Genomic DNA, 14,682 nt, shown 5'->3' with positions numbered 1-14,682 from the left:
GGCGGGACCGGATCAGACGGGTGCCGGGCCGGCCGGAACGGCCCTGGCGGGGGCCATCCACCCGGCCGGCGGCGCCGGCGTGCCCCGTGGAGTGCCCGGGACAGGTGGCCCTGGCCCGCGGCGCGCCACCCGGGACCTCCGGCCGCCCCGCGGGACCGGGCCCGACTGCGGCCGGGCCACGGCCGGGCGGGAAGGCGGCCCGTGCCCCAGGCGCCCGGGACGACGGGCGGCGCAGCGTGGATGTCACGCCCGCTCCACCGGGCGACGTCACCCGCAGCCACCCTGGGGATTCCACCATGTCCGCACAGCCCGTGCTCTCCACCGTCCACGACACCCGCCGCGCCGTCTGCCTGCCCGACCTGCTCCGGCAGCAGGTGGCCGCCCGGCCGGACGCCCCGGCCGTCACCGGCGGCGGCGAACGCCTCAGCTACCGGCAGCTCGGCGAGGCCGCCGACCGGCTGGGCGCCCACCTGCACCACCTCGGCGCAGCGCCCGACGACCGTGTCGGGCTGTTCGTCGAGCCCTCACCGGAGCTCCTGGTCGGAGCCTGGGGGATCCTCTGCGCGGGGGCCGCCTACCTGCCGCTCTCCCCCGAGTACCCCGAGGACCGCCTCCGCTACATGATCGAGGACGGCGGGACCGGGGTGATCGTCACCCAGGAGCACCTCCGGGACCGCCTCACCGAGCTGGCCCCGCGGGGCACGCTCGTCGTCACGCCGGGCGACGCCCGCGAGGACCGCGGCGACCGGCACGCGCGGGGCGCCCAGGACGCGCGCCCGTTCCCGCACCAGAGCCAGGGCCCGGGCGGGCCGCCGCCCGGCCCCCGGCCGGAGTCGCTGGCGTACGTCATCTACACCTCGGGCAGCACGGGCCGGCCCAAGGGCGTGATGATCGAGCACCGGAGCATCGTGTCCCAGCTGCGCTGGCTGATCGCCCGCGGGCACCTGGGCGCCGACGCCACCGTGCTGCAGAAGACGCCGATGAGCTTCGACGCGGCGCAGTGGGAGATCCTGGCGCCGGCGGCCGGCGCGCTGGTCGTCATGGGCGCTCCGGGGGTCTACCGCGACCCGGAGGCTCTGATCGCCACCGTCCGGGAGCACGGCGTGACCACGCTGCAGTGCGTGCCGACCCTGCTCCAGGCGCTGCTGGACACCGAGCGGCTGGGCACCTGCACCACGCTCCGGCAGGTGTACTCCGGTGGCGAGGTGCTGTCGCGCCGGCTCGCCCGGGCCCTCGCCGAGGAGCTGCCGTGGGCGTCGCTGGTCAACCTGTACGGGCCGACCGAGTGCACGATCAACGCGACCGCGCACCGGGTCGACGCCGCCACGGTCGGCGAGGACGCCGGCTCGGTGCCGATCGGCGTGCCGGTCGACCGCACCCGGTGCTTCGTCCTCGACGGGGGGCTGGCGCCGGTGGAGCCCGGCGCGACCGGTGAGCTCTACATCGGCGGCATCCAGCTCGCGCGCGGCTACCTGAACCGGCCCGACCTGACGGCGGAGCGCTTCGTCGCCTCCCCGCACCTGCCGGGCGAGCGCCTGTACCGCACCGGGGACCTCGCGCAGTGGAACCCGGACGGCACCCTCCAGTGCTCGGGCCGGGTGGACAACCAGGTCAAGCTGCGCGGCTACCGGGTCGAGCTGGACGAGGTCGCGCTCGCCGTCGAGGAGCACACCTGGGTGCGGCGGGCCGCTGCCGTCGTCACCGACGACCCGCGCACTGGCCACCGGAACCTGGTGGCGTGCGTCGAGCTGAACCCCAAGGAAGCGGCCCTGATGGACCAGGGCAACCACGGCAGCCACCACCAGTCCAAGGCGAGCAAGCTCCAGGTGAAGGCGCAGCTGTCGAACCCGGGCGCGCGGGACGCCGAGGAGCTGGCGGGCCGGCCGGTGGTCGAGCTGCCCGGTCGGCGGGAGACCGGCCGCCAGCGGCGGGAGACGTTCGCCCGCAAGACCTACCGCTCCTACGAGGGCGGTGCGGTCACCCGAGACGACCTGCTGGAGCTGCTCGCCCCGCGGGCGGCAGGCGGCGCGGCCGCGGCCGGCCGCCCGCCCCGGGAACCGGCGGAGCCGGGCCTGGCCGGGCTCGGCGCGATCCTGCGGTGGTTCGGCCAGTTCCACAGCGAGGAGCGGCTGCTGCCGAAGTACGCGTACGCCTCACCCGGCGCGCTGTACGCCACCCAGCTGTACCTGGAGACCAGCGGCGCCCACGGGCTGGACGCCGGCGTGTACTACTACCACCCCGTCGACCACACCCTGGTGCGGGTCGGCGACGGCACCGGGGGGCCGGGCCTGGTCGTCCACCTCCTCGGCAAGCGGCGCGCGATCGCACCGGTGTACCGCAACAACATCCAGGAGGTGCTGGAGTTCGAGGCCGGCCACATGGTCGGCGTCTTCGAGGAGGTGCTGCCCGCGTACGGGCTGGCCATCCGGCCGGCCGGCCACGACCCGTCCGTCCGGGAGAGGCTGGACGTGGCCGAGGAGGACGGCTACCTGGGCTCGTTCGAGATCCGCCCGGGCGGCGACCTCCTGCGGACCGACCGCACCGAGCTCTACGTACAGGCCCACACCGGGGGCGTCGAAGGCCTGGCGGCCGGTCAGTACCGGTACACTGACGGCGAGTTGGTCCGGATCTCGGACGACCTGGTGGAGTCCCGGCACGTGATCGCGATCAACCAGCAGGTGTACGAGCGGGCCGGTTTCGGCGTCACCGCGGTCAGCCGGGCCGACGAGCCGTGGCTGGAGTACATCGGCCTCGGTACGACCCTGCACCGCCTGCAGCGCAAGGGCCTCGCCCTCGGCCTCGGGTTCATGTCCTCCGGCTACAGCTCGAAGACCGGGCACCCGCTGCCGGCCGCCCGGCGGATCGACGACATCCTGGCCGCCTGCGGGATCCCGTCCGGCCCCTCGTACTTCTTCCTCGGCGGCAAGGTCAGCGAGGAGCAGATCCGCAGCGAGGGCATGCGCGAGGACGCCGTCCACATGAAGGGTCCGGCCGAGATCATCAGGGACGAGCTGGCCACCTTCCTGCCCGACTACATGCTCCCCAACCGGGTGCTCGTCCTGGACGAGCTGCCGTTGACCGCCAACGGAAAGGTCGATGTGTCGACCCTCACCGCCAGTGAGCAGGTCAGGAACGCGGAGACCGGCGGCCCGTTCGTCCCGCCGTCGACGCCGACCGAGCGCCGGCTCGCCGAGGCCTGGGGGCGGGCGCTGGCGTACGAGAACGTCTCCGCGACGGACGAGTTCTTCGGCGCCGGCGGGAACTCGCTGATCGCCGTGGCGCTGGTCAACCGGCTCAACCGGGAGTTCGGCACCCGCCTGCCGCTGCAGGTGCTCTTCGAGAGCCCCAGGCTGGCGGACCTGGCCGGCCGGATCGACGACGACACCGGCGCCGCCTCCCGGCTGGTACCGCTGCACCGCGAGGGCACCGGTGACCCGGTGTTCTGCTGGCCGGGGCTCGGCGGCTACCCGATGAACCTGCGGCTTCTCGCCGGCACCGCGGGCCGGCCGTTCTACGGCATCCAGGCCCACGGCATCAACCCCGGTGAGACGCCGTACCCGACGGTCCCGGAGACGGCCGCCGCCGACGTGGCCGAGATCCGCCGGGTTCAGTCCGAGGGCCCCTACACCCTGTGGGGGTACTCCTTCGGCGCCCGCGTCGCCTTCGAGGCGGCCTGGCGGCTGGAACAGGCCGGCGAACGGGTGACGGACCTGCTGCTGATCTGCCCCGGCAACCCCGAGGTCCGCCGGGCCGACGGCGAGCTGTACGGGCGCGAGGCCTCGTACCGCAACCCGGGCTACGTGACCATCCTCTACTCGGTCTTCGCGGGCTCGATCGGCGGACCGGGGCTGGCGGCGTGCCTCGCCGAGGCCCGCGACGAGGACGGCTTCACCGCCTTCGTCCACCGCCTGCTTCCGGACCTGGAGGAGGAGTCGATCCGCCGGATCACCCGGATCGTCGGGGAGACCTACGCATTCGAGTACAGCTTCCACGAGCTCGCGGAGCGCCGGCTGGACGCCCCGGTCACCGTCTTCAAGGCCGCCGGCGACGACTACTCCTTCATCGAAGGCCGGTCCGGCTACTCCGCCGCGCCGCCCACCGTCGTGGAGCTGGCGGGTGACCACTACGCCGTGCTGAAGGAGCCCGGCATCACCGAACTGGTCACCGCCATCCGCACCCGCCGGCTCGGCTGAGCAACAGGGCGAGCGAGGGATCTACACGCGTCATCCTCCGGCCCGGGCCGCCTCCCCGGGCCGGAGGAGCGCCGTGTCCGGACGTCCACGGCCCGACGGGCCGGTCCGCCGGGATCCGATGTCCTGTCACCCGGACAGCTCGTCAGGCTCGTCGTGGTGGGCGTTTGCCGTTGACGATCTCACCAAGAGCTCGACACCAACGCGACCCTGGAACGAGGACAATCCTGATGACCCGATCGTTTCCCCACCGACGAAAGACGACGGCCTACCGCGGCTTGGCAGTGGCTGCGATAGCCGTCGCCGGGCTCCTCCCGGTGGGGGCGACACCCGCGAACGCGGCTGCGCCCGACAAGGTGGCCGCGCACGACCACGACCACCGCCACGGCCACGGCCACAGGCATGGGCACGGCCACAGACACGGACACGGACACGAATACGGCGCCCGCGGCGACGGCCACCGTGACGATCACCGCCGGTACACCGACGTCAGCTCCGACGAGGACTGCGCGCCGGACGAGCTGAGCCCCGAACTCGCGGCCAAGCTCGACGCGGCCATCCAGCAGACGATGAGCCAGGCGGGTGTTCCCGGTGTGTCCGTCGGGCTCTGGCTGCCGGGGAAGGGCCAGTACGTCCGCTCGTTCGGCGTCGCCGACAAGAAGACCGGCGCCCCCATGACCGACGACCTCTTCACGCGGATCGGCAGCGTGACCAAGACCTTCACCGCCACCGCGGTGCTCGAACTGGTCGACGACGGACTGGTCGGGCTGGACGACCCCATCTCGACCTACGTGAGCGGCGTCCCGGACGGCGACCGGATCACCATCCGCGACCTTGCCGAGATGCGCAGCGGCCTGTTCCCGTACTCCGCGGACCCGGGCTTCATCACCGCGCTGGAGTCGGACCCCACCAAACCCTTCACTCCTCACGAGCTGCTCGCGTACGGCTACAAGCACCCCAACGTCGCCGCGCCGGGCACGCAGTTCCTGTACAACAACAGCAACTACATCCTGCTCGGCCTGGTCGTCGAGAAGGTCAGCGGCATCCCGCTGGCCGACTTCATCCACGACCGGGTGACGGAGCCGAGCGGCCTTCGCCACACCGTGTTTCCCGAAGGGGCCGAGTTCCCGTCGCCGCACGCGCACGGCTACACCAACCAGACCCCCAACGGCGCGACGGTGGACGCCACGGACTGGAACCCCAGCTGGGGCTGGGCCGCCGGTGCGATGATCTCCGACCTGGAGGACCTCAAGCACTGGGCCAAGGACCTCGCGACCGGCACGCTGCTCTCACCCGAGACCCAGGCGCAGCGCACCAAGTACCTGCCCGCCGGCCTCCCCGGCGCGGGCTACGGGCTCGGCCTCTTCGACGTCCAGGGGTGGGTGGGCCACAACGGCTCGCTGCCCGGGTACCAGAGCCTCACCCTCTACCTGCCCGAGCTGGACGCGACCCTCGTGGTGGTGCTCAACACCGACATCCTCTACCAGGGCATCGAGCCGAGCACGCTCTTCGGACAGGCCATCACCAAGATCGTGACGCCGGACCACGTCTACTTCATCCCCCCGACGAGGTAGACCTCCGCCGAGGACTGCAACGCACGGCGGAACCCGTGACCGGACCGCGCCCGATCGGCGGTCCGGTCACCGTGCGATCCGGCTCGCCGGCGCGGCGGGCGCCCCGAGGGGGACGCCCCGATGCCGGCGGCCCGGCTCAGCGACGGGAGGCGGGGCGCTTGGGCGGGGCGATGCGTATCCGCTGCTCGACGGGGGCGCTGTCGATGCCGTCGAGCTGCGCGGTGATCGTGCTGCGCAGGTCGTCGTCGTCCTCGAAGCTGAAGTCGTTGAAGAGCGTGTAGCCCGTCCACATCAGGTTGGCGCACACCCGTGCCGGGACCCGGCCGGTCCGGGCGCCCATGCCCACCAGCGCCACCGACGTGATGCTGCCCGGGGTCGCCCCGTTCTGCCGGTGGATCGCCTGGAACGCGGCGGCGCACGCCAGGGCCACGTTCAGCGTCTCGCTCACGTTCTGCGAGGAACTCTCCATCGTCGGCGTCGAGATCAGGAACCTCGGGCTGACCGCACCGGACGGGACGCAGACCGCGCTTCCCACCGGGAGGCTCCCCGCGAACCGGCTGCGGATGGCGCGCTGCACGCGGAGCTGGATGCCGGCGCCGAGGTGGCGCTTGATGACCGCGTCGACCCCGCCGTCCATCCGGCCGAGGGAGTTGGTGGGGCTGACCCAGGCGTCGACGTCCTCGTCGAGGATGGACCCGGTGCGGATCTCGATGCCGGGGGTGTCCGCGAACGCCGCCCGCCACGCCTCCACCACCGCCTTGTTGAGGTCGGTCAGCACCACTCGCAGCGGCGGCTGTACCTGGTCCACGGTCATGGTTCACTCCGTTCGAAGCAACTGCCCTTCACTGGTCACGACGCTATCGGGGCCCACTGACAGTGCGGCCGACGGCGGCGGCTCCGCCGGCCCCGCCCGCTCCCCGCGCCGAGGGCGCTGTCAGTGGGCCGACCTATCGTCAGGTCCGTCGAGGTCGGTCGACGGGAGGCCACGGCCACCGGCCGCCGCTCCCCGGTCCCGCGCGCCAATTCACGGCTGCCGCACGGACATCGGCCGCCTCGACGACCACCCCGTCAGCACGGTTCGACAGTTCGGAGCCCTCCGCCATGAGCGATGCCACCACCCCCGCCACGCCCGACCCGAACGACCCGCTGGCCCTCGCGGAACTCTTCAAGGGCGGCGGCGAGCCCTGGCTCCCGCTGCTGAAGCCGGTCATCGAGGCGCAGCCGGACGCGGCCTCGTTCATCGGCGCGGGCCGCGGCCCGGAGGTCGTCCCCGTCCGCGAACTGACCTTCCAGGCGCTCAAGCCCAACGCGCCGCACCGGTGGAAGGTCGTGATCTTCGGTCAGAACCCGTACCCGCGGCCGGAGAGCGCCACCGGCATCGCCATGTTCGACAACACCTTCCACGACTGGAAGGACAGTCAGTTCGGCCGGGTCGTCAGCATCCGCTGCATCATCAAGGCGGCGGCGATGTGGAAGTACGGCGTCCCCAAGAAGACCCCGATCGCCGACATCCGTGCGCTCCTGAAGAAGGAGGACACCGTCCAGCCGCCGGAGTGGTTCCAGGCGATGCTCACGCAGGGTGTGCTGCTGTTGAACGCGGCACTCACCGCCAGTGCCGACGGGGCGATCGGGACGGACCGGCACACCGCGTTCTGGCGGCCGGTCGCCGAGCGGATCGTCGAGGAGATCCTCAGGGCCAAGCAGAACGCCGCCGAGGAGGACCGCGGCGTCGTCTTCGCGTGGTGGGGGGCGCACGCGCGCAACCTGAAGAAGGTCGTCCTCCGGCTGCAGGAGAAGTACCCCGAGGTCGAGGTCCGGCACATCGACCACCCCAATCCCGCGGCGCAGGGCGACGTCTTCTGCGACGGCGACCACTTCGCCATGGTGAACGCGGCCCTCGCCTCGCTGGGCAGCGACGCGATCGACTGGCTTCCGAGCAAGGGGTGGAACAAGGCCGGGGCGGAGGCCGGCGGGACGGACGGTGACGTCGCCGACCGCATGGGCGCGTTCATCGCATCCACCATGGAGCTGCACCAGCTCTATCTCGACCGGCTCGCGAGCGTCAAGGACGAGGGGCTCGTCCTCCCCGCCATCACGGGCGTGTTCGACACGCCGCTCATGGACTTCCGCGAGGCCGTGGGCCCGGTCGCCGAGCTGCTGTCCGGGCTGGACCGCCACGTCGTGCGGTCGGACGAGTTCGGCAGGCGGCGGGCGGACGAAGCGGCCGGCGGCCTGTCCGCCGACGCGATCGCCGCCCTCTACCTCTACACCTGCGAGTCCGCGTTCTACCGGGAGATCAACGCCATCCTGCGCTCCCCGGACCGCACCAGGATCGTCCCCTACCTCCCGTATCTGCGGCTGCTGTTCTCGGCGGTGTCCCAACTGCCCGCGCGCACGGAGCCGTTGTGGCGCGGGGTGTCGCTGGACCTCCGGGCGCAGTACCCGCTCGGGCGGACCGTGACGTGGTGGGGCGTCTCCTCGTGCACGTCCGAGCTCGGCGTGGCCCGGGGGTTCCTCGGCAGCCGCGGCAAGCGGACGCTCTTCGAGGTGCAGCCCGCCCGGGCGGTGGGCATCCGCAGCTTCTCCGCGTTCACCGGCGAGGAGGAGTTCATCCTCCTGCCCGGCACCCAGCTCAAGGTGACGGACGTCAGGACGGAGCGCGGCGGCCTGTGCACCGTGAAGCTGACGGAGCTGGAGGATCAGTCCCTGGTGTCCTGACCACGCCCCGGAGGGCCCCCGCCGGCCCTGGCCGCCCGGGACTCGAGGTGGCGTTGCTCGGCGATGCTGGCGGTGGCCCTGGCGGCACGCCGGTAGTGCTCGTACGCCCCGGCCGTGTCGCCGGTCCGCTCCAGCAGATGGGCCCGGACGGACAGCAGCCGGTGGTGCCCGGCCATCCGTTCGTCGCCGTCCAAGGTGGACAGCAGGGCCAGCCCCGCCTGCGGGCCCTCGGTCTCGGCGAGCGCGATCGCCCGGTTGAGGGTGACCATCGGGTTGGGCGCGATCCGTTCCAGGATCAGGTAGAGGGCGTGCACCTGCGGCCAGTTGGTCTCCTCGGCGGTGGCCGCGGCGGCGTGCGTGGCGGCGATGGCGGCCTGCAGCTGGTAGGGCCCCAGCGCCGGGCCGGCCAGCGCCGCCTTGACCAGCCCGATGCCCTCGTCGACCAGTGCGCGGTCCCACCTCCCGCGGTCCTGCTCGTCCAGCGGCACGAGGTCACCGGCCGCCGTGGTCCGCGTCTCCCGGCGGGCGTGGGTCAGCAGCATCAGTGCGAGCAGTCCGGTCACCTCGCCGTCCTCCGGCAGCTGCGCGTGCACCGTCCGGGCCAGCCGGATCGCCTCGCGCGCGAGGTCGGCGCGGTGCAGCTCGCTGCCCGAGGAGGCCGTGTAGCCCTCGTTGAAGATCAGGTAGAGCACGAGCAGGACGACCCGCAGCCGCTCCTCCCGCTCCGCGCCGGCCGGCAGGCCGAACGAGCTGCCGGCAGCCTTGATGCGCTGCTTGGCCCGGCTGATCCTGGCCGCCATCGTGCCCTCCGGCACCAGGAACGCGCGGGCGATCTCGGCCGTGGTCAGGCCGCCGACCGCCCGCAGCGTCAGGGCCGTCTGGGAGGCCGCGGTCAGCGTCGGATGGCAGCACAGGAACAGCAGGACGAGCGTGTCGTCGGTGTCCGGCACGCCGTCGGGCACCACCTCGGCGGCCGTCGCCGACTCCCGCTCGCGGCGCGCGTGGTCGCTGCGCATCTGGTCGATGAGCCGCCGGGACGCCACGGTCACCAGCCAGGCGCGCGGGTTGTCCGGCACTCCCTCGGCCGGCCACTGCACGGTGGCGGCGAGGACGGCCTCCTGCACGGCGTCCTCGCAGCCTTCGAACCGGCCGTACCGGCGTACCAAGGTGCCGAGGACCTGCGGCGTGAGCTCACGCAGCAGGTCCTCGAAGTCCGGTGCTGTCATGCCTCCAATTGTCCGTCGGCGAACATGACCTGCCGCACCTCGACACCCAGACCCTCGATCGCGGCGTCCGGGATCTGCGCGGCCAGCTCGACCGCCCGCTCCCTGTCCTCGCAGTCGACCAGGTAGAAGCCGCCCAGGTACTCCTTGGACTCCAGGAACGGACCGTCGGTCACCACCGGCTGGCCGTTGCGCACGGACACCACGACGGCCTGGGACGGGTGGACCAGCGCCTGCGTGGTGATCAGCTCGCCGGACGCCTTCAGCGCCTCGATGAACCCGCCGTGACCGGCGCCGATCGCCGCCTTCTCCTGGTCGGTCAGCGCGTCCAGCACGGCCGGGTTGATGTGCATGCTGATCAGGAACTGCATCTCGTACCCCTCATGGTTCGCGGGCCCCGGGCGGGCCCTCCGACCGGTTGGTCGGAGCCGGCGCCGCCGTCTTGACACCCCCGCCGGAACTTTCGCACGAGTCCTTCCCGCCGCACCGACCGACCCGCTGGGGCGCCACCTCCGGCGACGCTCGACCGCGGGTGACGGGCCGCCGCGGGTGACGGCCGGCCGTGGCAGGCGCGGGAGATTCCGTCCGTACCGATGTCAAGAAGCTCCCGGCCGCTCCGACCAACGGGCGAATCGTCGGGAGAACAGGGAGTTTCGGATATGCGGGTCAACCGGGCGTGGCTGGGACTGGTCGTCCTCATGCTGCCCACACTGCTGGTCGCGATGGACACGACGGCGTTGCTGCTCGCGCTCCCCCAACTGAGCGCCGACCTGGGTGCCACCAACGTCCAGCAGCTGTGGATCAGTGACGGCTACGGGCTCATGGTGGCCGGCCTGGTCATCACCATGGGCACGCTCGGCGACCGGATCGGCCGCCGCCGGCTGCTGATGACCGGCGGCGCGGCGTTCGCGGTGCTGTCGGTCGTGGCGGCCTTCGCGACCGGCCCGCTGATGCTGATCGTCGCGCGTGCGCTGCTGGGCGTCGCCGGCGCGACCCTGGCGCCGTCCACCCTGGCCCTGATCATCACCATGTTCCGCGACGAACGGCGGCGCGGGCGGGCCATCGCGATCTGGGCGACCTGCCAGTTCACCGGCGGCGCGCTCGGACCCGTCCTCGCCGGAGTCCTGCTGCAGCACTTCTGGTGGGGGTCGGTGTTCCTGGCCGCCGTGCCGCCGATGGCGTTGCTGCTGCTCGCCGGGCCGGTCCTGCTGCCCGAGTTCCGCGGCGACCGGGTGGGGCGGCTGGACCCGGTCAGCGTCGGGCTGTCGCTCGTGGCGGTGCTCCTGATGGTCTACGGGATCAAACAGCTGACCGTCGGGAGCGCGCCGGTCGTGCCGGCGGCGGCCCTCGTCGTCGGCGCGGCGGCCGGATTCCTGTTCGTCCGCCGGCAACTGCGGATGGAGACGCCCCTGCTGGACCTGCGGCTGTTCCGCAACCGCCCGTTCACCGCCGTGATCGTCGCCCTGGTCTTCGCCGGCGTGGCCATGGCCGGTACCGGCCTGCTGGTGACCCAGTACCTGCAGGGCGTGCTGGGCTTCTCGCCGGTGGCGTCGGCGCTGCTGTTCGCACCGATGGGCCTGGGCGTGGCGGCCGGCACGACGGCCGCGCCGGCGCTGGCCCGGCGGATGCGGCAGACGACCGCCATCGCCGGCGGGCTGGCGGGATCGGCGCTGGGCAGCCTGTTGCTCGTCCGCGTCGACGGTGCGGGCGCCCTGCCGCTGGTGATGACCGGTATCACCGTCCTGGCGCTGGGCACCGGCCCGCTGTTCGCGCTGGGCACCGGGCTGGTCGTCGGGTCCGTGCCGCCGGAGCGCGCCGGCTCGGCGGCGTCGATGTCGGAGACCGGCAACTACTTCGGCGGTTCGCTGGGCTTCGCGCTGCTCGGCGCGACGGCCGCGGCGGTCTACCGCAGCCGGACGGACGGCGCGTCCGACTCGCTGGCCGGCGCGGTCGCCGCCGGCCGGAGCCTCCCCGCCGGCCAGGGCGCGGAACTGCTCCACACCGCGCGGGAGGCGTTCACCGCCGGCCTGCACGTCACCGGCGTCGTCGCCGCGGTCATCTTCGCCGGGCTGGCCGCCCTGACCCTGGCCATGCGCCCGGCCGCCCGCTCCACCCCGGCCGCGCTCCCCGACTACGAGGCGACTCACTCGTAGGGCTTGTCTCCTGCCGGGCCGGTCTCGTGGCTGGGGTACCACCGCCGGGAACCCTCTCCGCGAGCGCGTCCGGCGTGGCGGCACCGGCAGCTCCGGCCCGGGCTACGAGGCCGTCGTGGCGCCCGGGCGGGTGCTGTGGCGGCCGTGGGGCCGGCCGCTTTCGGAGCTGAGGTCGGTCAGCGCCTCGGTGAGGATCTCGCGGGCCTCGTCCGCGCGGCCCTGCTCGATCAGCGCGGTGCCCAGCTCGGTGAGGGTCTTGGTCATCGAGTCGGGGCGCCCGACCGCCTCGAAGTGCACCAGGGCCTGGCGGTACGCCTTCTCGGCGGCGGGCCAGCGCTTCAACGCCGCGCGGTCGAGGCCGAGTTCGTGGGCCGCGAAGGCGGCCATCAGGTGCGGCAGCGGGGACGACCAGAGCTCCACCAGCTCCAGGGCCCCGGCCAGGGCGAGCCGGCGGGACTCCACCGCCTCCTCGACCCGGCCGGACTCGCGCAGGCAGTTGGCCGCGCCGCGCAGGGTGACCAGCCCGCCCAGCCGGGCGGACCGGCCGGGCACGGCGGCGAAGACCTCGGCGGCCTGGCGGTAGGTGTCGAGGGCCTCCTGGTGCCGGACGAGGAACCGCAGCGATCCGCCGAGGTAGATCAGCGCCCAGCCCTCCTGCTCGCGGTCGCCGACCTGCCGGGCCGACTCCAGTGCCTCGCCGGCGAGTTCGGCCCCCCGCCGGTACTGGTGGAGGCAGGTGGAGTAGGTCCAGGCCAGGTAGTTCAGGTGGACGGTCTCGGCGAGCCGGTCACCGCACGCGCGGGCGGCGTCGACGGAGAGCTGGAAGACCTCGGCCCAGATGTCCCAGCTGATGAGGCGGTCCGAGAACCAGTGCATCGCCTCGGCGGTGTCGATGACCTCACGGTGGCGGCCGGCGGTGAAGGCCTGACGCAGGGCGGCCAGCCACTCCGGGCTCTCCTCCTCCAGCCAGCGGGCGGCCTCGGCGAGCGCCCCCGTGGCGGCCGGGTCCGGGTCGCCGCCGCCGGAGTCGTCGTCGGCGCCGTTCTCGGCGGCCTCCGGGTCGAACAGCAGGCCGGCCTCGGCGGCGCGGCGCAGCAGCCAGGCGCCCGCCCGGCCACGGACGGCTTCGAGGCCCTCCGGGGTCTCCTCGGCGGCGAGCAGCTCACCCGCGTAGAGGCGCACGAGGTCGTGCAGGCGGTAACGCTCCGGGGTGGAGAGCTGGATCAGCCCGGCATCGGTGAGCTGCTCCAGGTGGCGCTCGGTACGCGGGACGGACAGCTCCGCGTAGGCGGCGACCACGGCGGCGGTGACGTCGTACCCGGCGGTCAGCGCGCAGCGGCGCAGGACCAGCCGGGTCTCCGCGGGCAGCCTGCGGTAGGAGAGGGCGAAGGCCGGGCGGACTGCGAGGTCCCCGGTCTCCAGCACGTCCAACCGGTGCTCCTCGGCGGCGAGTTGGCGCACGAGGTAACTGACGGTCTGCTGCGGGCGGGCGACCAGGCGCTGGCCCGCGATCCGCAGGGCGAGCGGCAGGTACCCGCAGAGGCGGGCGAGTTCGGCGGTGGCCTCGGGCTCGGCGGCGATCCGGTCGGGGCCGGCGATGCGGCCCAGCAGGACCGCGGCCTCGGCCGCGGTGAGGGCGTCGAGCCTCAGGCGGTGGACGGACTCGAGCCCGGGCAGGGTGTGGCGGCTGGTGACGACGGTCAGGGCCGGCCCGGAGCCGGGCAGCAGCGGCCGCACCTGGCTCTCGTCGGCGGCGTTGTCCAGCAGCAGGACGAGCCGGCGCTCGCGGACCAGCGCGCGGTAGAGGCCGGCCCGCTCCTCCGTGCCGGCGGGCACCGCGCCGTCGGCGACGCCGAGGGCGCGCAGGATCTGGCCGAGGGCGTCGCGGGCGGCGAGGGGCTCGGGGGCCATGCCGCGCAGATCGAGGGAGAGCTGTCCGTCGGGGAAGAGGTGGGCCAGGGTGTGGGCGGTGTGCAGGGCGAAGGCGGTCTTGCCGAGGCCGGGCTGACCGCTGATCAGGACGACCCGGGGGTGGGCGGGCCGGTCCTCCGGGGCCGGTTCGCCGGTGCCGGCCAGTGCAGTGATCAGCGCGAGGGCGTCCTCGCGGGCGGTGAAGTCGGCGATGTCGCGGGGCAGGGCCAGGGCGTACGTCCCGGCGGCCTGGGCGGCGGCGCTCTCCTCGGGGGCGGGCGCAGCAGTGGCGGGTGTGCCGGCAGGCGCAGCGGCGGCGGGTGTGCCGGCGGGCGCAGCGGCCGGAGCGGGAACGGCCGGAGCCGGAACGGCTGGAGCGGGAGCGGCCGCGCCGGTGGCCCGGGTGCCGCGGGGGCGGCCGGCCCGGGCGGCCTGTTCGAGCGCGGCGGCCCGGCGCTGGTCGAGTCGCAGTGCCTCGGCCAGGGCCCGCACGGTGCGCCGCTGCGGCCCCCGGGTGCGGCCGCGTTCCATGTCCCCCACGGCGCGCAGGCTGATCCCGCTCACCGCGGCCAGCTCCTCCTGCGTCAGCCCCGCCCGCACCCGGTACCGGGCCAGCAGCAGGCAGAACTGGTCGGCCTCGCCGGTGTCCGTCACCGTGCTGCCCGGATCAGCCATGTTCCGCCCCCGCTACTGCCACTACTTCTGCCCCCACTCGTACCGCGTCGGCCGTATGAGGCAGAAGTATGCCCGGTCCACCCCGGTCCTCCGCCATCGGCCCAGCTCAGCGCGGTCTTCCCGCACCGCGGTGAGGCGGCCGGCCGGGGCTCGGGGCGGCACTTTCGCCCGCTGGATCTGCCGGTAGTTCTGCTCATGGCGGCAGTTCGAGGGGCATCCTGCGGACCACGCCGGGCGG

Annotated in this window: 8 protein-coding genes; 4 read left to right on the top strand and 4 right to left on the bottom strand. The window is 73.6% G+C overall.

The window, feature by feature from the left end:
- The first annotated feature begins 296 nt into the window (after positions 1-296).
- On the top strand, positions 297-4,193 hold the full coding sequence (locus ACZ5WK_RS26155) for an amino acid adenylation domain-containing protein (protein WP_465550620.1): 3,897 nt from the start codon (positions 297-299) through the stop codon (positions 4,191-4,193).
- A gap of 227 nt (positions 4,194-4,420) precedes the next feature.
- Positions 4,421-5,764, top strand: a complete 1,344-nt coding sequence (locus tag ACZ5WK_RS26150) for a serine hydrolase domain-containing protein (RefSeq protein ID WP_465550618.1) — start codon at positions 4,421-4,423, stop codon at positions 5,762-5,764.
- A gap of 136 nt (positions 5,765-5,900) precedes the next feature.
- Here the strand turns inward: ACZ5WK_RS26150 and ACZ5WK_RS26145 are convergent, their stop codons facing one another.
- The gene (locus ACZ5WK_RS26145) at positions 5,901-6,578 is read right to left on the bottom strand and encodes a macro domain-containing protein (protein ID WP_465550616.1); all 678 of its coding nucleotides are present in this window, start codon (positions 6,576-6,578) and stop codon (positions 5,901-5,903) included.
- 287 nt (positions 6,579-6,865) lie between these two features.
- Between ACZ5WK_RS26145 and ACZ5WK_RS26140 the strand changes: the two genes are divergently transcribed.
- Positions 6,866-8,482 (top strand): ADP-ribosyltransferase domain-containing protein, encoded by a 1,617-nt coding sequence (locus ACZ5WK_RS26140; RefSeq protein ID WP_465550614.1) that lies wholly within the window; start codon positions 6,866-6,868, stop codon positions 8,480-8,482.
- On the opposite strand, the gene ACZ5WK_RS26135 is transcribed toward ACZ5WK_RS26140, so the two are convergent.
- Both ACZ5WK_RS26135 and ACZ5WK_RS26130 read right to left on the bottom strand, forming a co-directional pair.
- Complete coding sequence (locus ACZ5WK_RS26135) at positions 8,464-9,708, bottom strand: RNA polymerase sigma factor (RefSeq protein ID WP_465550612.1); 1,245 nt, start codon at positions 9,706-9,708, stop codon at positions 8,464-8,466. The genes ACZ5WK_RS26140 and ACZ5WK_RS26135 overlap by 19 nt on opposite strands.
- Complete coding sequence (locus ACZ5WK_RS26130) at positions 9,705-10,076, bottom strand: YciI family protein (RefSeq protein WP_465550610.1); 372 nt, start codon at positions 10,074-10,076, stop codon at positions 9,705-9,707. The genes ACZ5WK_RS26135 and ACZ5WK_RS26130 overlap by 4 nt, the downstream gene beginning before the upstream one ends.
- 288 nt (positions 10,077-10,364) lie before the next feature.
- Between ACZ5WK_RS26130 and ACZ5WK_RS26125 the strand changes: the two genes are divergently transcribed.
- Positions 10,365-11,858 carry an MFS transporter gene (locus tag ACZ5WK_RS26125; protein WP_465550608.1) on the top strand — a complete coding sequence of 498 codons (1,494 nt, stop codon included), beginning with the start codon at positions 10,365-10,367 and terminating at the stop codon, positions 11,856-11,858.
- Between the two features lie 102 nt (positions 11,859-11,960).
- Here ACZ5WK_RS26125 and ACZ5WK_RS26120 read toward each other — a convergent pair whose 3' ends face one another.
- Positions 11,961-14,444 carry a tetratricopeptide repeat protein gene (locus ACZ5WK_RS26120; RefSeq protein ID WP_465550606.1) on the bottom strand — a complete coding sequence of 828 codons (2,484 nt, stop codon included), beginning with the start codon at positions 14,442-14,444 and terminating at the stop codon, positions 11,961-11,963.
- Between the last annotated feature and the right edge of the window lie 238 nt (positions 14,445-14,682).

Source organism: Kitasatospora sp. NPDC032757, from assembly GCF_055579305.1.
Note: the sequence above shows the minus strand (reverse complement) of the source record. Positions and strands in the feature narration are given on the sequence as shown.

Coding starts and splice junctions, on each gene's coding strand:
- ACZ5WK_RS26155 (WP_465550620.1), top strand. CDS start 297: ATGTCCGCACAGCCCGTGCTCTCCACCGTCCACGACACCCGCCGCGCC.
- ACZ5WK_RS26150 (WP_465550618.1), top strand. CDS start 4,421: ATGACCCGATCGTTTCCCCACCGACGAAAGACGACGGCCTACCGCGGC.
- ACZ5WK_RS26145 (WP_465550616.1), bottom strand. CDS start 6,578: ATGACCGTGGACCAGGTACAGCCGCCGCTGCGAGTGGTGCTGACCGAC.
- ACZ5WK_RS26140 (WP_465550614.1), top strand. CDS start 6,866: ATGAGCGATGCCACCACCCCCGCCACGCCCGACCCGAACGACCCGCTG.
- ACZ5WK_RS26135 (WP_465550612.1), bottom strand. CDS start 9,708: ATGACAGCACCGGACTTCGAGGACCTGCTGCGTGAGCTCACGCCGCAG.
- ACZ5WK_RS26130 (WP_465550610.1), bottom strand. CDS start 10,076: ATGCAGTTCCTGATCAGCATGCACATCAACCCGGCCGTGCTGGACGCG.
- ACZ5WK_RS26125 (WP_465550608.1), top strand. CDS start 10,365: ATGCGGGTCAACCGGGCGTGGCTGGGACTGGTCGTCCTCATGCTGCCC.
- ACZ5WK_RS26120 (WP_465550606.1), bottom strand. CDS start 14,444: ATGGCTGATCCGGGCAGCACGGTGACGGACACCGGCGAGGCCGACCAG.